This window comes from Acinetobacter sp. YWS30-1, from assembly GCF_033558715.1.
GTDB lineage: Bacteria > Pseudomonadota > Gammaproteobacteria > Pseudomonadales > Moraxellaceae > Acinetobacter.
Genome location: NZ_CP114606.1, coordinates 2,896,494 through 2,918,898 on the forward strand (window position 1 = coordinate 2,896,494; position 22,405 = coordinate 2,918,898).

Below are 22,405 nucleotides of genomic sequence, written 5' to 3' on the forward strand. Positions count from 1 at the left end.
ACTTATAAATAAGCTTTTAGTTGTTCAAACATGTGGGACCACCTCTATTATCACCAGCCAATATACTCCCGTAATCACTTTCTAAATTAGAAGATGAAGAATTTACTACTGGAGCTTCAATAACTAAATTTGATAACTTATTATATATAAAAAAGTTAGATATAAATTTTTTATAAGGTCTTTTCACATAATCTAATTCACTAAATTCCCTTATCCGAAAGGCAACTATTTTTTTATCTTGATAAAGTATTTTTAAATCTACAGTTGATTTTAAAGGCACAGTACCTTGATATAAAATATAAGTTTTTTGACTATTTAAAACTTCGACGCCATAACTCTTAAGAATGTAATCTCCACCAGAATATTTTTTGTTTTTATCCCCATAATCAACTAAACTTAATTTTAAATTTTTATTTAATTGAGAGAATCTACCAAATTGATCCAGAAATAAAACTGGTTCTTTAATTTGGGTAGCACTTTGCTGGTAATCATTCCAATCTATATTTTTTGCGTGACATAATAGTGAAAAGAAGCTACTGCTAATTATTACGCAGATTCAAATCCCAAGTGCAACACATTTGTAGTTAGTTGAAAAAGTTAGGTGTATTCATAGAATCATTAGACTTTTTCAACTCGCAATTGGAAAGCACACAATGAAGAAATACACCCAACTTTCTCAAGATGAAAGATACGAAATTTATGCTACTTTGAAAAGTAAAAGTTCAATCGCTACCCTTGCTCGGGAATTAGGACGTTCACGATCAACCATCTACCGTGAATTAAAAAGAAATACTGGGCAACGTGGATATAGAGCTCAACAGGCAGCTAAATTTGCAAGTCAAAGACGGTACCGTCCTTCATCATCAATGACAGCATTTGCCTTCGCTTATATTGATTATTTGATTGGTTTGGACTGGTCACCCGAACAAATTTCAGGTGCTTTAACACAACGCGGTTGGCTGGATGTACCTTCACATGAGTGGATTTACCAGTACATTTATCAAGATAAATCAAAAGGCGGTAAACTTCATCTACATTTAAGGCATCAGAAGAAATATCGAAAACGCGGTTACAAAAACACGGATCGTAGGGGTCAAATCATTGATAAAACAAGTATTCACTGCCGAGACCAGGTCATTGATCAACGACAACGTTTAGGAGATTTCGAAGGTGACACGGTGATTGGTAAACATCATAAAGGTGCTTTATTGACTCTCGTTGATCGAAAGAGCCTGTATGTACATATTGTTCATTTAGGGCCAACAAGAGCATCCTCTCAAACGATTACTTGTGCATTAGATCGTTTACAAATGAGCCATGCTTATAGTGTGACATTTGATAATGGCAAAGAATTTTCCGAACACAAAAGAATTACTGATGCTGGCATAGAGACGTATTTTGCTGATCCTTACAAGTCTATTCAGCGAGCTAGAAATGAAAATACGAATGGTTTAATCCGTCAATATCTGCCAAAATCATCATCGTTTGATGGCGTGTCAAACGAACAAATAGAGCAGATAGAATTTGCACTCAACCATCGTCCTAGAAAAACACTAGGTTGGTATACACCGAGTGAAGTTATGGCTGGTTTTTATACTGTTGCACTTGCCGCTTGAATCCGCCTTACTATAGATTTAAGTATTTTCATATTTTAACCCGAATCGCGGATAAAAAATTGACTTGAAAAATAAGAGGACTAGAGCCATCAGTTGAGTTACCACATAAAACTTAAAACTCTAGTCCCGATGTTTAATAGTACCGAATTATTTTGCGTAATTGATGATTTCTTTCTTAAATTTGAAGCAACCTACTGGAATTTCCTTAAACAAAGTCGTCGTTTCTCCAGAGTCCGAACTGATCAGCTGAAAGATACAGATCTTCATTAGTTGAGAGTGCAATTGAATTCGGTGCACACAGCAGCATTAAAGCCTGTTTAAAGGTTTCAGCCTTGCTTTGATCTTGCTGTTCAATCTGATCCAGAAATTTTTTCAGATGATCTAACCCTTCTAAGGGATCTGTTTGCTGATTTTTGGCAATCTCACTTAAGGCTTTACTATGATTCAAACTAGATTCAAGCTGGCTTTTCACAGGACTGGCATTTAAGTGATTGGCATTGGCATTTTCTTGTTTATAGGTAGAGAGAAGCAAGCCAGCTCCCGCTCTAAGTGCTCCCCATTGATCTGTTCTTAACTCAAAGCCCTCACCACGCCCGTCGCTAGCCTCATCTTCTTTTGGATGACTTAGATTTCCTAAATTTAGCTGACTGGCTCCATGACTACTTTGCAGCTGTGCACTAATCTGTCCAGTTGTATCATCGAAGCGAAGCTGGTTAAAACCTTCACCCTCCACCTCTTGAGAACGGATACCACTTAGTTTTTTAGTGAATGGCAACTGCCCCTTCTTATCAAACATAGTTTGATAACGTTCAGCTTCATGAATACGTCCAACAATAAAGGGACGATCAATATCTCCTTCGAAGAAATCAATCACTACAATTTCCCCGATACGTGGATGGAATCGGGCGCCATAACCTTCACCTGCCCATGGCGTTAGCACATCTACCCAGGCCGAATCAGTGTCATTATCATTGGCGCCAGCACCACCATCATGCTGATGATCTTCACTACGGGTAAATAAAAAGCGAACCTTCACGCGTCCCCATTCATCGATATAAATAGTTTCACCTTCAGGCCCTACCACTTTCGCCCGTTGTGGATAGGCCACGGGCCGATGTTGTAGTGGATGATATTCAGGTATCACCGGAATATCTCGACGAATTAAATACAGCTCATTACCTTGTCTCTCGTCATCCAGAACTTTCCAGTGACTGGATTGCATGAGCTGATCCACCTGTAGCAAAAGATCTTTCGGTAAATTATTCTGGTTATAGAAGTGTTTGCCCAAAATTAAAAATTCACGCTCATTGTACGGATGTTGATCAATTTCGGGATGGTCATGCAGTTCAAACCAGTAACCGACTTGGGCATCACGAACACTACTGCTGGCCTTAAAATATTTGGACCGCATGGCATGATAGTGACTAAGTTGCTGACTAAGTTGATCCAGTTGAGCTGGGCTGGATGATGTAGCCTGATCTTCTCTCTTTAGGTCACTGGTCCAAGCTGGACTGATGTTCCAGACATCTTCCAGACTTAAACTGGTATGATCCTGAACACTACTTTGCTGAATATTCACCAACTGCTGGTTTTGCTCTTGCTCCAAATCTATAGCTTGCCAGCGTTGCAATCCAACATTGTTTGGCACTAATTGGCGCTCAGCAATTAGGCTGGTGATAGTATCGAATTGCTCAGTTGCATGACTGCGATGGAAGCGGATGGAACGGCGCTTTAAGGCTTGAAAATATTGCTGCTCATCAACAAGACGCAGGACTTGTGGCTGAATGGTTCGAGCTGATATTGAAATGATTAATTCCTTTTCATCAATCAGCCAGTTAATACCCTCACTACGCCATAGGCGGGTCAGAAAGTCATAATCACTTTCATTGGACTGTATGACCAATGGCCGTACATCATATTCACGATTTAGTCCGGAAAGATCCAAACTTAAACTTTGCGCAAATAAGCCACTTCGCTTTTGCCATTCAGCAAACAAAATTTCACTGATTTCTTTGACACTTTTATTCAAAAACACACGACTATTACGGCGTTTATGCCAAAGTGAAGTCGCATCTTCGAGAGTCAGCTGATAGACACTTAAAGCACCATCGCTATAACCCTGTTTAGCTGCGGTAATGATACCTGTAGTTCGGAAAAGCTCACCTTGATCAGTGACTTGATCAACAGCAACCTGACAGCCAATAAACTGTTTTAAGGCAATATAAGGATGGGTGGATAGACAAAGTAATTCAGCATGTAGCCCCTCATTGATCCAGTGCCTGCCTTCAATACGCTGAATCAGAACCTGAGAATTTAAAATTTCATTGGAAAATCGGAGATGAAGTGCACGCTTCTGTGAGCTTAGACCCAAACCTTCAAGCACCGTATAAATACTCTGTAGCATTTTATAATTATTATTTGAGGTTATTTTTATCGCACTGATTTTAGGGAATAAGCTTAGAACAATCCATCTTGGTATTTATTTCACATGAATTAACCACGAATAGCCTTAACCTGACCTTATATCCTCTATGCTTATGAAATAGAAGATGTATTCTGTTTCAACCTTTTCAATTTTTCTGATTATTTGCCGATTCACTTACTGCTACACTGAAAGCCGAATACTTTATATCTCCTACATCATCCTCGATTACAGGATAAGCCAGAGGCCAAGGACATGCTTGAGTTACATTCTAAACTTCCCAATCTGGGCGTTACTATTTTTAGTACCATGTCGGCCTTGGCACAAAAACTCGGAGCAATTAACCTGTCACAAGGTTTTCCAGATTTTCCTGCTCCACCGCAATTGATTGAAGCCCTCAGTCGGGCGGCTGAAAATGGTTTTAATCAATATGCACCGGGTGATGGTTTACCAGTATTACGTGGGCTGGTCGCTGATCTTTATCAGCATCGTGACCAGCTCACTCTAGATCCGGTAGATGAAATCACCGTTACCCCTGGCGCAACGATTGCAATCTTCTGTGCAATTCAGGCAACGGTACGAACAGGTGAAGAAGTCATTATTTTTGATCCCAGTTATGACAGCTATGCGCCAAGCGTGAAGCTGGTCGGTGCCAAACCGGTACATATCGCTCTAGAATATCCTGGTTTTTCTGTGGACTGGAATAAGGTCAAAGATGCAATCAATGACCGTACCCGCATGATTGTAGTGAATACACCGCATAATCCCACCGGAACGGTATGGACAGAGCAAGACTGGCAACAGCTGATTGAACTGATTCGTGATCGCAATATTGTAGTTCTGTCTGATGAAGTTTATGAACATCTGGTATTTGATGAAGTTCGTCATCATTCTGCAGCATCATTTCCGGAACTCCGTGAACGCAGTTTTGTGATTGGTTCTTTTGGTAAAACCTTTCATGTGACCGGCTGGAAAACTGGTTTCTGTGTTGCACCGCCAGCCTTAATGCAGATGTTCAGACAGATTTACCAGTTTGTCAGCTTCTGTGGTGTAACGCCAATTCAGGTGGCTTTGACTGAATATATGCAGCTACATTCTGAACATATCCATGAGCTGTCCGGTTTTTATCAGACCAAACGGGACCTGTTTAATCATGCACTTACAGATTCCCGTTTTCACTGGACGCCGTCTCAAGGTACCTATTTCCAGAATCTGGATTACAGTGAAATTCGTCCTGATCTGGATGCACTGTCGATGTGTCACTATCTGGCTGAACAGCATGGCATTGTAGCGATTCCGGTATCAGCGTTTTATCAGGAGCCGCCTAAAGATTTACACTTATTACGCTTCTGCTTCGCCAAAAAAGATGAAACCTTGATAGAAGCGGCACAGATTCTTTCCAAAGTTTAAAAAAAATAGACTTATTGGTTACTGAAAAGCTAAGGCGTTCTTGATGCGGATCAAGGATAATTTAGTCCTGATAAATATATGAAAAATCAAGAACAGGATGTCATATGGCACAGCAAGCATTGGTTCACCAGCAGAATTTATGGAAAACATTTTTTATTTTCCTGTTACCGCTGGTCGTTACCAACATCCTGCAAAGCCTGTCCGGTACGATTAATACTGTTTTTGTCGGGCAAATGCTCGGCGTGCAAGCAATTGCCGCTGTGGCAGTATTTTTCCCGATTCTGTTCTGTCTGATGGCTTTTGTGATTGGTCTCTCTGCAGGTTCTACGGTTCTGGTAGGACAAGCTTGGGGTGCCAGAAACCTGGAAAAAGTGCGCTGTGTAGTTGGCTCTACCCTGTTTATGACACTGATTGGTGGCAGCCTGATTGCCCTATTGGGTGTATTTTTTGCTGAAAATATCCTGCAATTATTAGGTACAGATCCGGATGTGATGCACCTGTCTTTGCCTTACGTGCAATGGATGCTGGCTGGTAGCCCACTGATTTTTATTTATATTATTTATACTTCAATTTTACGCGGGGTTGGAGACAGTACTACGCCACTGTTTGCCTCTGCTTTGACGATTGGCGTTGGCTTAGTGGTGACACCAGTCCTGATCGCCGGTTATTTCGGTTTTCCTAAAATGGGGATCATCTCTCCAGCAATTGCAACCATTCTGGGCAACTTGGCTGTTCTGTTATTTCTCATTCTCTATTTAAATTATAAGCGTCATCCTCTAAGACCAGACTGGGCGTTGATCAAAGATATTCGTCATCAGCCCCAGCTCAGCAAGATTATCCTGCGCTTAGGTATTCCAACCGGGGTTCAAATGGTGACGACTTCAGTCGCTGGTCTGGTCATTGTGGGCCTGGTCAACCGTTATGGTGCCGAAGCAACAGCGGCCTATGGTGCCGTGAATCAGGTACTGAATTATATTCAGTTCCCTGCTCTTTCTATTGCCATTGCAGCTTCTGTCTTTGGGGCACAGGCCATTGGTGCTGGTAAAAATGATTTGCTCAATAAAGTGACCCGAACTGCCTTAAGTATGAATATCTTGTTCACAGGTAGTCTGGTAATTCTGGCTTATCTGTTTTCTAAATATCTCATGGCACTATTTATCACTGATCCACAGGTCGTGGTATTGGGTCAGCAACTTCTCTTCATTGTCCTATGGTCGATTTTGTTCTTTGGTGCTAGTGCAATTTTCGCTTCGATCATGCGGGCCAGTGGCACAGTAACAATCCCTATGTTGATCAATATCATTGCCATTATTGGAATTGAAGTACCAGCTGCCTATATGTTCAGCCGCTGGTGGGGTTTACAAGGGATCTGGTATGGCTATGCCCTTGCCTTTGTCTGTCTTTGTATTATGCAAGGCTTGTATTACCAGTTTATCTGGAAGAAAAAGACCATCGAGGCACTGGTTTAATCTTCCGGCCTGAACTACTGGATAAACCTTAGTAAACCACCTCTAAAGAGCGTATTACCTGCTTAATCCATATTTTTTATATGGATTCATTTTTATTATATTTTTCAGCCATGAAGATCCTTGTTATAAGCAGTGTATTGTATAAAAACACAAGGTCTTCTCATGGCTAAACGACAAATTAAACTGGGTGCTTTTATTCCAACGACTTCGCAACATGCGGCAGGTTGGCGCCATCCTGAATCTCGTACTCAGGATCATTTAAGCATTGATTATGCGATTGAATTAGCAAAAACTGCTGAACGCGGCCTGTTTGATGCCTATTTCCTTGCAGATGGTCTGGCAGTCAACTGGAGTCATGGCGCTTCCAAACATAATAAGAATGTCGGTTATAGCGATAAAGTTGTGGGCTTTGAACCCGTCACCTTATTCGCAGCGATTTCAGCCGTCACCCAAAATATTGGTTTTATTGCAACTGCTTCTACCACCTATGAAGAACCGTATCTGTTGGCACGAAAATATGCCTCTTTAGACCATATCAGTAAAGGTCGTGCCGCATGGAATGTCGTGACCACCATTTCTGCTGAAACCGCACGTAACTTTGGTTTTAGTGCCCATCCGGATGCCAAAGTCCGTTATGAGCGCGCGGATGAATTTATTGAAGTTGTACAGAAGCTCTGGGATTCCTGGGAAGATGGTGCATTCCTCTATGACAAAGAAAACGGTCATTTCTTTGATGCATCTAAACAGCACGAACCACTGCATAGCGGCAAATATTTTAATGTCCAGGGAGCACTCAATGTCCCTCGTCCACCACAAGGCTATCCAGTGATTGTTCAGGCGGGCCAATCTGAAGATGGACGTGAGCTGGCCGCCAAATATGCCGAAGTGATTTTTACCGCCCAGCAAAGCCTGTCTGATGCACAAGCCTTCTACCGTGATGTTAAAGGCCGTCTGGCTAAATACGGTCGTCATCCAGATGATCTAAAAGTAATGCCGGGGGTTTCTGTCTTTGTGGCTAAAACCGAACAGGAAGCAAAAGAAAAATATGATTTACTGAATAGTCTAATTCATCCAGATGTCGGTTTGGGCTTACTGTCTGGTCTGGCAGGTGATATTGATCTTTCAAACTATGATTTGGATGCTCCATTTCCTCTAGAAGACATTGAGATCAAGTCTAGTCGTCAGCAAATGATGTTTGAGATTGCTGCGAAGCATCACTTCAGCATTCGCCAGCTATATGAATATATTGCCTCTGCTCGCGGTCACTGGACACTGATCGGGACACCTGCACAGGTAGTCGACCAGCTACAGGAATGGTTCGAAAATGAAGCTGCGGATGGCTTTAATGTATTACCACCAACTACGCCTGCCGGTTTGAATGACTTTGTCGATTTCATCGTACCCGAGCTACAGTGCCGTGGTTTGTTCCGGACTGAATATGAAGGTACAACTCTACGTGAAAACTTAGGATTGAAACGGCCAGAAAATCAGTATGTGATTACGCAACAAAATACTGCGGTTGCCTCTTAAACCATCCATTATAAAAAATGCCCGATAGGGCATTTTTTATTTCTTTAAGTTAAGCACTGGGGTAATTGGTGCTAGTGGAAATGACAACTATGGGCGAGGTTGTGTCGCTGTTGATTTCTGTTTAATTTAAAATGAATGAAGACCCTAGCCTACCAGCAAAACTGACCAGAGCTTGTAAGTAGCAGCTGTTGATCCTTCACGATTGAAAAATTTAATACTTTTAGAATTTCTTTTTTCAACTGCTGTAGACGCGTATTCTGGCGCTTGCGTGGATAAGATAAAGACACCTTTAAAACCTGTTCGATTCGTCCAGGATTAGCCTGCATTACCACAACTGAAGTGCTCAGTAATAAAGCTTCAGCAATATCTTGGGTCGCTAAAATCACGGTAATTTTTTTGGCTTTCCAGATTCGCTGTAATTCTTCATGCAGATGATGACGCATCAGCGCGTCCAGTCCAGCAAAAGGATCATCTAATAATAATATATCCGGTTGAGTAACCAGGCTTTTGGCAATGGCCACTTTCAGATTCATGCCAGCAGACAAGTGTGATGGATAAGCATCCTTAAACGGCGTCAGTTGCAGCAATTCCAGCTGTTCCTGAATTCTTCGGTTTTCCTCTTCTTTGCTTAAAGGGATTTGATGTAAGGCCATGCGGATATTTTCCGTCACACTGAGCCAGTTAAACAGTCGATGATCCTGATAGACAATACTGAGATTTGGAAGATGTTCAGCTGGCTGTTTTCCCTGAATCAGAATCTGTCCCTGTTGATGCTGCTCTAAGCCCTTCAGTAAGCGTAACAATGTGGATTTACCGCAGCCAGCATGCCCTATCACACTGACAAAATCACCTGCATGAATATCTAGATTAATATCTTCGAGGACTTGGGTCTGCTGATCTGGTGCGGTGCTATAACTTTTATATAAATTTTGAATCGTGATTCTACATTGAGAGTGCTCCGTCATTTTTCCTCACCTTTTGCTGCAATACATATTTAATGATTGTTCTAGACTGGATCTATCCTGTTTATGAACTTGGATAAATTTCTGTCTCTTTTAGATCTGCTGAAAATAGGACTCTTTTGACTATAAAAGAGTTTAGGGTAAGGAGTTATCTTGATTTTTTATTTGGTTATCAAAAGCATGTATAGATTTTAATAGTTAGATATAAAATTATATATTTCAATGTCTTAAAATTTTTTTCTTCTAGAAAACGTTATTTAAAATATTCCTCATAACCAAATCACAACAATGCTTAGGGCAATAAAAAACCCGCGAATGCGGGTATCCAATTGGCTCAGCTTACCAGGCCAATTTATATTGTTCTAATTCATGCGGCACAAGCTCGACCTGATCCTGGAAGTCAAGCAAGATGTCATTTTTAATGGCCGCCAGACGGTAGTCTTCACGTTTACGCGGACGTTCCAGATCCACTTTCACAATACGTTTGATTCGTCCCGGATGGGGTTGCATTACCACTACGCGATCACCTAACAATACCGCCTCTTCTACATCATGGGTGACCAGAATAGAGGTGATCTTTTCCGACTGCCAGATCCGCTGTAATTCCTGTTGCAAGTTGGCCCGAGTCAAGGCATCCAAGGCACCAAAAGGTTCATCCAGTAATAAAATTTGTGGACGATTCACCAGACTACGCGCAATTGCCACACGCTGGCTCATCCCCCCAGACAGCTGACTTGGATAGGCAGTTTTAAACTGGCTCAATTGCACCAGTTCCAGATGATAATCAATGAGTTCCTGCTTTTCGGCTTTGCTCAGGCCTGATTTTTCCAGCGCTAAAGCTACATTCTGCTCGACACTCAGCCAAGGGAACAAACGGTGATCCTGAAACACAATACCGCGATCCAGACTGGTGCCCTGAATCGGTTTGCCATCAATCAAAATACTGCCTTGAAACTCGGCATCAAGGCCCACCAAAAGCCGCAATAAGGTTGATTTACCACAGCCACTATTACCGACAATACTAATGAACTCGCCTGGCTGGATATTCAAATTAATCTGATCTAATACCTGCAACTCTTCCCCATCTTTAGGGAAGAACTTGTCGAGTTTCTGGATCTCGACATGACCCTTAATATTCACCTGTTGATTCATGTTGTTATCTCACATCTTTTATTTATTGGCCGCCTGACGCCAGCGTAAGTTATAGTTTTCAAAGAATTGTGCTGCCTTGGAAAATAACAGCCCGACAATCGCAATAATGGCCATACCATATAGCACCACTTCCATCTGGAACAGGTTCTGTCCGTCCATGATTGGATTGACCACGCCAACCGAGGACACAAAAAAATACTCCGCGCCCACAGTCGCCACCCATGAAAATACCAGCGCAATATTCAAACCGGCAAAAATACTTGGGGCTGCTGCGGGTAAAATCACTTTAAAAAAAGTACGTACCGGACTGAGCTGGAAGATCTGCGCCACTTCTTTAATTTTGACCGGCACATTCTTGACCCCGTCATAGGTATTAAAGAACACCGGATAGAACACCACTAAGGCAATAAAAATCACTTTTGAAACTTCACCGTGTCCAAACCACATGATCATCAGTGGAATCCAGGCAAATACAGCCACGTGTTTAATGGCATTCAGTGTTGGAGAAAAGATTCGATCCAGCCAGACATTTAGACCCAGGGCCAAACCCAGCACTGCACCCATCACTCCACCGGCAATAAACCCTGCCGTGTTGCGAAGTAGGCTGGCGATAATGTTTTCTGTCACCTCGCCTGCCTGCCAGCTTTCTACAAAGGCCTGCCATACAGCAGCTGGCGGCGTCAGTAAAGCAGGATCAATCCATTGTTTTGCGGTCACGATCAACCAGGCAACCCACAGAACCAGAGGAATGACCCAGCCGCGATAATCTATTTTTTTCATGATATTTTCCCTATCTAGCCTGATCCCAACCACTGAACTGTTTTTGTATGAGGCGGATAATGACGTCAAAGCCAAATCCCACCAGTCCAATCACCACTACAGTTGCCATCACCACATCGAGCTGGAAAATCTGACGGCCATAGACCATCACATAGCCGATCCCTTCACTTGAAGCTAGCAGTTCTACTGCAACCAGAGCGCCCCATGAACTTGCCAGAGATAAACGCAGACCACCGATAAAACTGATAAAGGCACCTGGCAGAACCACATTTTTAAATCTGGACCAGGTGCTCAGTTGATAAACTTCCGCGACTTCAGTCAATTGCTGTGGAATATTGCGTACCCCTTTAAATACATTGATCGTCATCGGCACCAGCGCGGCTTTAGCAATCAGAATAATCTTGAGGGCTTCATCAATCCCGACCAGTAAAATTAATAGTGGAATCCAGCCAATTACGGGCACCAGATTAATGGCTTTGAATGTGGGCCAGATATAGGCCTCTACTCGATGCGATAGTCCCATGGTCAGACCTAAGATCAGTGCCAGTACAATGCCGGCACTAAAACCATAGCCAATTCGGCTCAGACTGACACTCAGATTGCTCCACAGTTCGCCGGTTTGATACAGATCTTTCAGGGCCACCCAGACCAGTTCAGGTGCAGGGAGCAATAAAGGGTTCACCCAGTTCCGTTCTACCGACACATGCCACAGATAGAGCAGCGCGATGGGGAAAAGTGCTCCGATTCCCCATATGAACACCTGATTCTGTTTTAAAAAATTCAGAATACTTTTTCGGTTCAATCTGGATGCAGCATTGTCCTGTGTCGGTGTCTTGGCTGTTTCAAGCTCGATTTCCTGTAACATCACTCAACCTCCTCAACTCAAGGGCATGATGGTTATTGCCCATTGGCATTCAGAGGTTTCCAATAGTTCTGTAAATTTAGCGTTTTTAAAGCATTATTGACATACTTCGGCTCAATCCAGGAGTCGACATCAATATTGCCGCGAATCAGTTTCAAGTTTTGACCCGCTTTCAGTTTTTTCTTAATTACAGCAACGTTGAAAGCATCGAGAATCGGAGCACTATGACGTTTCAGATCTACCCCAATATGGGCTTTATTGATGTTGCTATACGATATTCCAGATTTTGCCCAGAGTTTAAACAGGGCATCTTTATTAGCGGGCTTGCTTTCCCAAGCCGCTTGTTTGACCAGCACATTCACTACACGCTGAACCACTTCAGGATATTTTTGCTCAAACTTGGAATTCACCAGTACATAGCCTGAGGTTTTATAGAGATCAGGTTCATTTTTGGTACTATAAATAATCTTGGCAATACCGCGATCGACTACAGGAAAAATATAGCTACTGCTCCAGATTGCATCAATATCACCACTGGCTAAAGCGGAATACGCCACTGGGCCATCCATGTTGACAAAACGGAAGTCTTTCTCACTGAATCCGTATTTTTTGACCACATTAATAATCGATAAATGCAGATTGGTTCCTTTAAAGAAGCCTATTCGTTTCCCTTTTAAATCAGCAATCGATTTAGCCGGAGAACCCGGTGCTACCACCAGATAAGTATTATCCTGTGAGCCAGCCATGGCGACCAGTTTAGTGTCCAGACGACTGGCTTTGCCAATCAGTCCAGGCAAATCACCAATCCAGGTAATATCGACCAGACCATTCGCATAAGATTCATTAATCGCAGGACCCGCTCCTTTAAAGTTATTCCATTGTACTTTGATGCCATCTTTCTGGAATTCTTTTTCAAATAAACCCAAGGTCTGTGCAGTCGCATAGTAATTACCATAACCTACAGGGCGATTACCTGTACCGACCATCGGCGAAGCAAAACGGATCACGCTGGGTTTCGCCTCTGCGGCAGAGGTCTGAATCGCTGGCAGCAGTGTTGCTGTAGAGAGAAGGCCAGCAAAGAATACTTTTGACCATTTAAACATGTGAAAATTCCTCAAAATATAAAATTAGAATCCGTACTGGAATTGTGCGACCAGTTCGTTATAGCTCTTGTTTGTAATGTCGTTGTTGACATGGTTCAGGTTGATCTGAAACTTGGTGGTTTCCGCAAAGAATGCATTCAGGCCCAGACTGTGAATATCAACAGTTTGATCGGCTAAATTCTTGTCACGATCAATGGTGTCGTAGCGATAGAAGGCTTGGTAAGACTTTGGCCACCAGTCGTCATAACGGCCCTGATTACGGAATCCTTTGACAAACTGCTCACCAAAGTTCCAGAACAAGGTACCTGTGTGCGACTCACTTTCACGCTTATAGGTCTGTGCAGTTTGTGAAATGTAGGTGTCATCTTCACCTTGTACATATTCATAGGTCACACCGAATGGATGGTGGTTATAGTAAATATCGAAGCCTTTACGCAGCACATCGCCCTTACCAGCAAAGGCCGCGCTGGTACCATCAATTTCAAATAGATTGCTCTTGCCTTGATACCAGGACAGACCAAAACTCAGTTCACGCAGCCATGAGTTATATTCCGCAGGCAAGGTATAACGCAGACGTCCAATAAAGTTTTTGTCATCATTGTCATCCGATTTATTGGCTCCATTACCATTCACCAGACCAAAGGCATAGCTAATCATTGGCGAGCGATAGTTATATCCATAGTCCACGGTTGGTAAGGCATCCCCACGTACAATCAAGCCGACTTCACGCAGTGCCAGTCCATAACCTAGGCCCGGCAAACTGAACAAGGCATTGTTAATGGTAGGTTTTAGGTCTTCAGTGGCCTGAACTTCCTGGCCAAATGGTAACAGTTGCTGACCTAAAGTAACGCTCAAGCGCCCCGTGTCGGCACTTAAGGTTGGCAATACGTGATAAGTCAGTTGCGCATCCAATAAGTTCAGATAACTGTTATTGGTTCCTGTCTGTGGAGAAGTACCAAAACGCAGATTGAAATCCAGGTTTTTGCCTTCTTCATAGTCTTTGTACAGATTGCCAATAAAACCAATTTGGACTGCACCTAAATCAAACGAAGAGTGGCGGTCTTGAACTGCCATCCCGGTATTGGTACCCGTAGGTGGAGTGCGCTGTGCTTCATCGATATAAGAAGCTTTGGCCTGCACGACTCCATTAATCAGCAGTTGACGTGTTGATAATGCCGTTTTGGTATCGCGGTCACGTTGTACCTGATATTTATAGTTTTCCAGATCGCTTTGCAGACCTTGCAACTCGGCACGTGTCACAAAGCTTTGGTCATCCTCAGTTTCAGCTTCTGTAGCCAGCTCAATCTCATCAGCAGTAGTGGCTTCTGTAACGGCCTCGTTCTGGTTCTGAATCTGTGCCAACTGGGTTTTTAATTGTTTTAATGACTGTTCAAGTTGACTGACCTGTTGTTGTAACTGACCTACATCCGCATCTGCATGCGTTAAGCCAATACTCGCGCTTAGCAGAGTCAGTACCGTTGCCCCTTGTTTAAAATATTGCTTCATACAATCGACACACCTACAGTTTTGCCAGTGAAACATCAGTCGATTTGATCAGTACAATCACCTGACTTCCTATCTGCAAATCCAGCTCTTCTACAGAACGTGTCGTAATTACCGAAGTGAAAATACCTGAAGCAGTCACCACATCGACTTCAGAAACCACATCACCTTTTACAATTTCCTGAATAGTACCTTTTAACTGGTTACGCACATTAATAGATTGAATTGTCATTATTAATTCCTGTTGTTTTGGTTGGAATTAATATGCATGATTTTTAATATGCAGAAAAATAATATAAATAGATTTTGATATATTATTTTATAAAATCCAAAAATATTATTTTAAATCCAGTTAATCTGATAATTTAAATATTCTTTGTTTTTAATCACGATATTTTCATATTGCCAATCTAGAATATTTTGACTGGCCAGATTCTTTATTTCTTTATTAATGGTTTGGCGTGAAGCAGAGAGTAAATCTGCTAAATCATGCTGGGAGATCTTGAGTTTAATTTCAGTTCCCAGAGGATGAGATCGACCGTACTGAATCGAAAGGTCATGCAAAACCTTGCATACTTTTTGATGTAAATTAGCGACTTGCAGGAATTTAACCTGCTGGATCAGATATTGCATCCGACGGCTGAGAATATTTAAAGCATCCTGCTTTAAGTGATTGTTATCATTTATTTCTTCTATAAATATATGCTGTGGAATTTGCAGGACCTTGACCTGATTAAAAGCATAATAATCATAATCAATCACTTGTGTATTGAGGCAAGGAAGCAGGTTAATCAGATGCTTTTCCGAGAAATAATTAAAGGCATGAAAACGACCTGATGGGCTTAAATATCCAATCTGGATAATCCCATCAAGCAATATATATAAAGCAGTATGGCAATTTTCTTTATTTAATATCAAATCGCCTTTTTGATATTTTCGAATCGTTGAATATTTTAAAATATAATCCAGCTTATCCTCAGAGATATTTTTAAATATATTTTTTAATATGTCATAATCCACATTATTTTTTGCAGTATGAATTTTCATAAAATGATCCACCCTATATTTTATTTAAATATTAGATGGATCATTAATGACTGGCGAATCATTTATTCTTGATTCTTTAGCTATTTATATGCAAAGTTTCCAATTGAATAAGAATTACTTATGAAACTTTTTCATAAATACCGTCTTCGCTGTTATAGCGGAAATTGCTGATATCCTGCTTGACATCTTTACGCAGTTCACGGCTTGGACGGCCATCCACACCGACTGGCACATCACCCTCTAAAGTTACACGGCGTACTACACGGTGCTGGTCACCATAATCATTAATCGCACGGTGTTGCGTTGCACGGTTATCCCAGATCGCCACATCACCTGCACTCCAGCGCCAGCTGACAATATTTTCCAGCTTCTCTACATAACTTTGGAACAGGTCGAATAAACGGCGTGATTCACTTGAGCTATAACCGACGAAGCTCTTAAAGAAATGGCCCAATAACAAGGTTTTTTCACCTGTTTCAGGATGAACGCGTACTAATGGATGTTCAGTTTCATATTCAGTTGAATTGAAGTAGTTTTTATACTTTTCCAAAGCTTCTTTTGGAACACTGACTTTTGCAGCATAGTCAAAGTTGTTGCTGTGAATCGCACGCAAGCTATCCGCCAGTGTTTTCAGTTCTTCAGGTAAATCATTGTAGGCAGCGGTTGTATTTGCCCATACGGTATTGCCACCTACTGCGGGTGCAACCACGCTACGAAGAATAGAAGCTTTTGGATAGGCATCAATAAAGCTGATGTCCGTATGCCAGCTGTCTGCACGTGCACCACGTGAATCAATTTCCAGAATATGTGCAGAGCCATCTTTTACCGGCACAGTCGGGTGATTTAACGGCGTGCCTAAACGTGCTGCAAAGGCTTCTTGAGCGACATCATCCAGATGTTGCTGATCTTTAAAGAAGATCGCTTTATGCTGCAATAATGCTTGATTGATTTCATTCACCACTTCATCAGCCAAATCCGCTGACAGTTTTATGCCCTGGATTTCAGCGCCGATACGGCCACCAATTGGTTGAACCTGGATGTGTTTGTATTCATAAGCCATGATCATTTCCTCTATCTATAATTATGTCGACCTTCGGTCTGTGAAATCATCATGCCGAATCGGCTTATCTAACGCTGTCAATTTATTGACATTCTTATGCACCATTTTTGATTTATAAAATACTTTAGCTGCTTAAGTTTTCGGGCATAAAAAAACCCGCTTACGCGGGCTTTGATCAGATCGTTTTAAGCTGACTTTTTCTTCTGCTTGCCGAGGCGGGTAGCTAAAGCCGTGACCTTCTGATAGCCAGTTGGCATGAGGCGCTGGATTAAATCAATTGCTTTGGCATCATTCCCAATCAGCAGACGGCGTTTGTCTTTTTGCACCGCGTCCAGAATTTGACGCGCTGCTTCTTCCGGTGGACAACGCAGCAGCTTATTGAAATTCTGTGCAGATTTTTCCGGGTGCATTCCCAGACTACGAATACTGTCATTCATTTTCGCTGCAATGGCGATATTGGTACGGATTCCGCCTGGGTGTACACAGAGTGCGCTTACACCGCAGTTTTCCATATCCAGTTCCTGACGCAAGGATTCAGTAAAACCACGCACAGCGAATTTAGTGGCATTATAAGCGGACTGGGTTGGCTGGGCAGTTAAACCGAACAAGCTGGAAATATTAATGACATGACCATCACCGGTTTTCTTGATTAAAGGCAGGAACTCTTTGGTGCCATAGACCACGCCCCAGAAGTTAATGCCGACGATCCATTCCAGCTCTTCATAGCTAGCGCCTTCTACGGTAGAACCGAGTGCCACACCAGCATTGTTAAAAATCATATTCACGCTGCCATGATCTTTCTCGACCTCAGCGGCCCAAGCGTGCATTTCTTCCAGATTAGCCACATTGACCTTTTTGGTTGTGACACGAACATCACTACCTTGTAGCAGCTCAACAGTTTTAGCCAGACCCTGTTCATTCACATCGCTTAAAGCTAAATGACAGCCCTGCTTTGCTAAAAGCACTGCAAGTTGCTGGCCGATACCTGAACCTGCACCTGTGATGGCCGCGACTTTATTATTAAAATTTTTCATTGAATTTCCTTGATTAAAACACTGCCCTTCCATGACAGCCTGTTTTTCTGTCGCATAGGGATACAGCACATTATTTCAATATAGTTTTGACAATCCATATTGTCAATAATTCCAGCATGTCTCTACGGGCCAATTTTCAAGCTTGAATTTCAGCATAGGTCAAAGCCGGATTTATTGATAAGATACTTAAAATCTCAAGCACATGAGTCTATGGTCTTTATGACGGATGCAGTAAATTCAGGACAAAAACTAGCAAGTAAAAGTAAGGAACGCCAGTTTAAAGGACTTTCCATGGCTGAGCGTCAGCAGGCGCGTCGTGAAAAGCTGATTGAGGCCGGGATTGAAGCTTATGGTCGTTATGGTTTCTTTTCAGTCACAGTGAAGGATATCTGTAACGAAGCAAAACTGACTGAACGTTATTTTTATGAATCCTTTAAGAAAAGCGAACATCTGTTCCAGACTATTTTCCTCAAGCTGATTGACCAGTTACAGCAGAATGTCATGCAGGCCATGATGCAAGCCTCTTCTGATCCAAAGAAAATGATCGAAGCCGGTCTGACTGCCTTGCTGACGACCTTACGTGACAATCCGGGTATGGCACGAATTATTTATATCGATGCGATGCTGGTTCAGGAACTGCATAATCAGGCCACGATTCATGAAACCATGGGCCGTTTCGACCGTATGATTCAGGCCTTTGTCATGCTGATGATGCCGAACCTGAATCGTTCTGAAAGAGAGATTTCCCTGGTCTCGACCGGACTCAATGGTTATGTTACCCAGATTGCCATTCGCTGGGTCATGAGCGGCTTTAAACAGTCACTGGAGGAAATTCTATCTTCCTGTAGTCTGGTGTTCTTTGCTTTACTAGATACTTTGGGTACAGAAAAACCGGCGGATCCGGTTAGATAATTTTTAAATCAGGATAAGGTCTACGTAGATCTAGCTCTCAGTGATCTACAAGATTTTGAATTAAGACCCTCTTATAAAATAACAGCTTAAATTGTGACAAATCTTTGCAGAAGACCACGGAACTACCTATTCTGCAATGATACTGTCATAATTAATCTTTGTAATAAGCCTGTCATAAATATAAAACGGTCCACCGTTTGCATGAAATAGGGTATTGCGCTGTGAAAGATGACTACATTCTAATTGTTGATGATGAACTGCCGATTCGTGAAATGATCCATACTGCTCTGGATATGGCAGGCTTTCAATGTTTACAGGCAGAAGATGCCAAGCAGGCTCATCAAATGATTGTGGACCAGCGTCCAGCATTGATTTTGCTGGACTGGATGATGCCAGGTGGCGTCAGTGGTGTCGATCTGTGCCGTCGTCTGAAACGTGATGAAAATCTGTCCGAAATTCCGGTCATCATGTTGACCGCGCGTGGTGAAGAAGATCATAAAGTTCAGGGACTGGATGCCGGTGCCGATGACTATATGACTAAACCATTTTCGACCCGTGAGCTGGTTTCACGTATTAAAGCTGTTTTGCGTCGCTCTAATGCCCTCAGCGGTGAAAAATCCATTGATGCTAACGGACTGGTATTAGACCCAGTCAGTCAGCGCGTGAATTTTGGCAGTACTATTCTGGATATGGGACCGACTGAATATCGTCTCTTGGCATTTTTCATGACCCATCCGGAACGTGCTTATACCCGTGCGCAATTGCTGGATCAGGTCTGGGGTGGCAACGTCTATATTGAAGACCGGACCATTGATGTGCATATCCGTCGCCTGCGTAAGGTACTTGAACCTTATGGCGCTGACCGTTATGTACAAACTGTGCGTGGCACCGGTTACCGTTTCTCGACCCGTGCCGATGTTGCACTGGGTTAATTGTTTTTTAGGTAAATCTTGTTTTATGTATGAGCCCTATCCTGTTCCCGAACTGTCACACGAGCACAAAAGACTCCGTTACAGCAGCCTATGGGATTTTGCCAAGCAAGATTTACGTCTCCTTCTTCTCTTCCTGGTGATTGCCAGTTGTATTGGCCTAGGCATCGGCTATTTCTGGATCTGTATCGTTCTGGCCTTTGTTGCCTTCTTTGGCACACAGTTGCGTTCACTCTACCTGGTCAATGAATGGATCTCGAACCGTCCCTATGATGTACCGCCAAATATTAACGGGATCTGGGGGGCTTTACTGTTCAATGTCTATCGGGCCCAGCGTCAGGAACGTGTCGTTCAGGCTGAAATGGTCGAGCTGATTGACCGTGCTCAATCCTCGCTAGTCGCCCTACAAGAGGCTGTGGTACTGATTGATGAAAACCAGCAGATTGAATGGTGGAACCCGGCGGCAGAACGGTTACTGGGGATTGGTCAGGAAGATCGCGGCCGCAATATCCTGAGTTTGTTACGTCAGCCAAATTTCATTGATTACTATCATCATATTGATGATGCGCCTGATGGCCTGAAGATGAAATCTTCGATATTTGAAGATCATTATGTACAAATCAAAATGACCCGCTTTGGTGGTGAAAGTCGCCTACTGGTCGCCTATGATGTGACCCGCATGCATAATCTGGAACAGATGCGTAAGGACTTTGTCGATAATATTTCGCATGAACTGCGTACCCCTTTGACTGTGCTCAGCGGTTATATCGAAACCTTTACCGATCAGGAAGATATTAGCCCGCGCTGGAAACGCGCCTTTGACCAGATGCAGTCCCAGACTCGTCGCATGAATGCACTAGTGAATGACCTGTTGCTGCTATCCCGTCTGGAAAATGACAAGAATATTGCCAAGAACCAGATTATTGATATGCCTAATCTGATGAACCAGCTGTTTGATGATGCGCAAGCCTATAACGTGGATTATGGCCATACCCTCAACTTGGATATTGATAGTCACTGTGACCTGATCGGCTCAGATATGGAAATTGCCAGTGCCTTCAGTAACCTGATTACCAATGCCATCAAGTACACGCCTAAAGGTGGAACCGTGACCATGGGCTGGCATGACGATGGTGAATCGGCCTATTTTGTTGTAGAAGATACCGGAATTGGGATTGATCCTAAACACTTGCCTCGCTTGACCGAACGTTTTTACCGGGTAGATTCTGACCGTAGCCGCCGTACCGGTGGTACAGGTTTGGGACTGGCGATTGTGAAACATGTACTGATGCAGCATCAGGCCCAGCTCGAAATTGATTCCCGTGAAAATCAGGGATCCACCTTTAAGGTGATTTTCCCTAAAGAACGCCTCAGTTTCCCGGACTGATTCAAAAATAAAAAAAGGTGCAAGTCGCACCTTTTCTTTTTTAGCGAAGGCTTTAAGACTTTAATGCCTGCTCTTTGGATAAGGCCCGGAAATAAGCCGCACGATGCGAGATTCGTTCCAGATAGGCTTGAATCGCCGGATAGCTTTTACCGGTACGGCTTTGCATGGCTTCAAGTGGGAAGCTCATCTGGATATCCGCAAAACTGAAACGACCGGCAAAATATTCATGCTGGCTTAAATGATCTTCCAGAAACTGGATATGGTCTTTTAGACGGCTTTGTACAAACTGCTTTTTTACCCCTTCACAAATTGTTTTAGCCACGGGACGAACCAGAAATGGCACTTGCTCAGGAACTTTGGTCATCACCAGTTGCATGACCAGCAAAGGCATCAAAGACCCTTCTGCATAATGCATCCAGTAGCGGTATTGCGCCTTGTTCTCGGCACTGATCGGCTGAAACTGATGGGTCGAATCATAGGTTTCTTGGAGATACTCCAGAATGGCGGCAGACTCAGCCAGTACCAGATTCTGATCTTCCAGAATCGGGGCTTTACCCAGAGGATGAACCTGTTTCAAAGCAGGCGGAGCAGAATAGTTAGGCAGGCGTTTGTAATAGTTGATCTCATAATCAAGTTCCAGCTCTTCCAAGGCCCACATGATTCGAAATGATCTTGATTGTTCGAGATGATGTAAAACACGCATATTAGACTCATGATTTTATTGTTATTACTGCGTGAGCATAGCAAAAAGTCTGGCTCTAACTAAAGAGTTTATCAGTCTACTTACATTTTCCCTACCGGATATAGCGTACTCTCTTTTAGCTTAAATCAGGCTGGTCCGAATCTCCAGACTACGTAACAGGGTTTTGGTCACCGGGGTTTTGGCACAAATCTCCAGAATTTTCTGCTGCAAAGCCGAATCATGAGTAATATCGAAACTTAAGCGTCGTTCAATCCATTCCTGTCCTTCTTTATTGGCAAAGAATTCTGCTTCAACCTGAAAGTCGCCCAGTTCAATGTCCTTATGTTTGGCATACATGCGCAAAGTAATCATGGTGCAAGAGATCAGACTGCCTAAAAGCAGATCATAAGGTGCAGGACCTGCATCCTGCCCACCGAAGGATTCCGGTTTATCGGTCAGATAATGATGCTGACCATGACTGATTTCTCCCTGCCACGGTATGGTTAAGCTCTGTATTTTGGCAAGTGCGATACGGGCCATACTGA

The 22,405-nt window shown here is 42.8% G+C and carries 20 protein-coding genes and 2 pseudogenes; 8 read left to right on the forward strand and 14 right to left on the reverse strand.

What is annotated here, in order from left to right; genetic code table 11:
• Nucleotides 1–16: 16 nt before the first annotated feature.
• Nucleotides 17–280, reverse strand: coding sequence for a hypothetical protein (locus O4M77_RS13775; RefSeq protein WP_323713587.1), 264 nt, complete (start codon nt 278–280; stop codon nt 17–19).
• A gap of 373 nt (nt 281–653) precedes the next feature.
• On the opposite strand from O4M77_RS13775, the gene O4M77_RS13780 reads away from it, so the two are divergent.
• The gene (locus O4M77_RS13780) at nt 654–1,616 is read left to right on the forward strand and encodes an IS30-like element IS18 family transposase (protein ID WP_125279924.1); all 963 of its coding nucleotides are present in this window, start codon (nt 654–656) and stop codon (nt 1,614–1,616) included.
• 129 nt (nt 1,617–1,745) lie between these two features.
• Nucleotides 1,746–1,833, forward strand: a pseudogene (locus tag O4M77_RS13785) (IS982 family transposase); the annotation flags it as partial.
• 21 nt (nt 1,834–1,854) lie between these two features.
• On the opposite strand, the pseudogene O4M77_RS13790 reads toward O4M77_RS13785, so the two are convergent.
• A pseudogene (locus O4M77_RS13790) lies at nt 1,855–4,020 on the reverse strand (type VI secretion system Vgr family protein); the annotation flags it as partial.
• A 273-nt stretch (nt 4,021–4,293) separates the two neighbouring features.
• Here O4M77_RS13790 and O4M77_RS13795 point away from each other — a divergent pair.
• The 3 genes from O4M77_RS13795 to O4M77_RS13805 all read left to right on the forward strand — a co-directional run bounded on the left by O4M77_RS13795 (nt 4,294) and on the right by O4M77_RS13805 (nt 8,447).
• A complete protein-coding gene (locus O4M77_RS13795) occupies nt 4,294–5,448 on the forward strand; it encodes a methionine aminotransferase (RefSeq protein WP_323713588.1) in 1,155 nt (384 codons plus the stop codon).
• Between the two features lie 104 nt (nt 5,449–5,552).
• Complete coding sequence (locus tag O4M77_RS13800; RefSeq protein ID WP_179992722.1) at nt 5,553–6,917, forward strand: MATE family efflux transporter; 1,365 nt, start codon at nt 5,553–5,555, stop codon at nt 6,915–6,917.
• 162 nt (nt 6,918–7,079) lie between these two features.
• Nucleotides 7,080–8,447: an LLM class flavin-dependent oxidoreductase gene (locus O4M77_RS13805; RefSeq protein WP_323713589.1), complete on the forward strand. Its 1,368-nt coding sequence runs from the start codon at nt 7,080–7,082 to the stop codon at nt 8,445–8,447.
• Between the two features lie 149 nt (nt 8,448–8,596).
• On the opposite strand, the gene O4M77_RS13810 is transcribed toward O4M77_RS13805, so the two are convergent.
• The 10 genes from O4M77_RS13810 to O4M77_RS13855 all read right to left on the reverse strand — a co-directional run bounded on the left by O4M77_RS13810 (nt 8,597) and on the right by O4M77_RS13855 (nt 17,950).
• Entirely contained in the window at nt 8,597–9,412 is an 816-nt protein-coding gene (locus O4M77_RS13810) for an ABC transporter ATP-binding protein (protein WP_179992724.1), read from the reverse strand.
• Nucleotides 9,413–9,748: 336 nt separating this feature from the next.
• Nucleotides 9,749–10,561: an ABC transporter ATP-binding protein gene (locus O4M77_RS13815; RefSeq protein ID WP_166138948.1), complete on the reverse strand. Its 813-nt coding sequence runs from the start codon at nt 10,559–10,561 to the stop codon at nt 9,749–9,751.
• Nucleotides 10,562–10,579: 18 nt separating this feature from the next.
• Entirely contained in the window at nt 10,580–11,341 is a 762-nt protein-coding gene (locus O4M77_RS13820) for an ABC transporter permease (RefSeq protein ID WP_323713590.1), read from the reverse strand.
• A gap of 10 nt (nt 11,342–11,351) precedes the next feature.
• Nucleotides 11,352–12,206 carry an ABC transporter permease gene (locus O4M77_RS13825; protein ID WP_323713591.1) on the reverse strand — a complete coding sequence of 285 codons (855 nt, stop codon included), beginning with the start codon at nt 12,204–12,206 and terminating at the stop codon, nt 11,352–11,354.
• 32 nt (nt 12,207–12,238) lie between these two features.
• Nucleotides 12,239–13,306, reverse strand: coding sequence for an ABC transporter substrate-binding protein (locus O4M77_RS13830; RefSeq protein ID WP_323713592.1), 1,068 nt, complete (start codon nt 13,304–13,306; stop codon nt 12,239–12,241).
• 24 nt (nt 13,307–13,330) lie between these two features.
• Entirely contained in the window at nt 13,331–14,812 is a 1,482-nt protein-coding gene (locus O4M77_RS13835; protein ID WP_323713593.1) for a hypothetical protein, read from the reverse strand.
• Nucleotides 14,813–14,825: 13 nt separating this feature from the next.
• Entirely contained in the window at nt 14,826–15,041 is a 216-nt protein-coding gene (locus O4M77_RS13840) for a TOBE domain-containing protein (RefSeq protein WP_159124130.1), read from the reverse strand.
• Between the two features lie 110 nt (nt 15,042–15,151).
• Complete coding sequence (locus O4M77_RS13845) at nt 15,152–15,856, reverse strand: Crp/Fnr family transcriptional regulator (RefSeq protein WP_180011599.1); 705 nt, start codon at nt 15,854–15,856, stop codon at nt 15,152–15,154.
• A 118-nt stretch (nt 15,857–15,974) separates the two neighbouring features.
• Nucleotides 15,975–16,916 (reverse strand): TauD/TfdA dioxygenase family protein, encoded by a 942-nt coding sequence (locus O4M77_RS13850; RefSeq protein ID WP_180018351.1) that lies wholly within the window; start codon nt 16,914–16,916, stop codon nt 15,975–15,977.
• Nucleotides 16,917–17,101: 185 nt separating this feature from the next.
• Nucleotides 17,102–17,950, reverse strand: a complete 849-nt coding sequence (locus O4M77_RS13855; protein WP_180033643.1) for an SDR family NAD(P)-dependent oxidoreductase — start codon at nt 17,948–17,950, stop codon at nt 17,102–17,104.
• Nucleotides 17,951–18,169: 219 nt separating this feature from the next.
• Here O4M77_RS13855 and O4M77_RS13860 point away from each other — a divergent pair, with 219 nt between their 5' ends.
• The 3 genes from O4M77_RS13860 to phoR all read left to right on the forward strand — a co-directional run bounded on the left by O4M77_RS13860 (nt 18,170) and on the right by phoR (nt 21,178).
• Nucleotides 18,170–18,862 carry a TetR/AcrR family transcriptional regulator gene (locus O4M77_RS13860; protein ID WP_180047785.1) on the forward strand — a complete coding sequence of 231 codons (693 nt, stop codon included), beginning with the start codon at nt 18,170–18,172 and terminating at the stop codon, nt 18,860–18,862.
• 221 nt (nt 18,863–19,083) lie between these two features.
• Nucleotides 19,084–19,794 carry a phosphate regulon transcriptional regulator PhoB gene (phoB, locus tag O4M77_RS13865; protein ID WP_159124126.1) on the forward strand — a complete coding sequence of 237 codons (711 nt, stop codon included), beginning with the start codon at nt 19,084–19,086 and terminating at the stop codon, nt 19,792–19,794.
• Nucleotides 19,795–19,819: 25 nt separating this feature from the next.
• Nucleotides 19,820–21,178 carry a phosphate regulon sensor histidine kinase PhoR gene (phoR, locus tag O4M77_RS13870; protein WP_159124125.1) on the forward strand — a complete coding sequence of 453 codons (1,359 nt, stop codon included), beginning with the start codon at nt 19,820–19,822 and terminating at the stop codon, nt 21,176–21,178.
• Between the two features lie 52 nt (nt 21,179–21,230).
• Here phoR and O4M77_RS13875 read toward each other — a convergent pair whose 3' ends face one another.
• On the reverse strand, nt 21,231–21,881 hold the full coding sequence (locus tag O4M77_RS13875) for a glutathione S-transferase (protein ID WP_159124124.1): 651 nt from the start codon (nt 21,879–21,881) through the stop codon (nt 21,231–21,233).
• A 120-nt stretch (nt 21,882–22,001) separates the two neighbouring features.
• Nucleotides 22,002–22,400: an OsmC family protein gene (locus O4M77_RS13880; RefSeq protein ID WP_159124123.1), complete on the reverse strand. Its 399-nt coding sequence runs from the start codon at nt 22,398–22,400 to the stop codon at nt 22,002–22,004.
• Nucleotides 22,401–22,405: the final 5 nt, after the last annotated feature.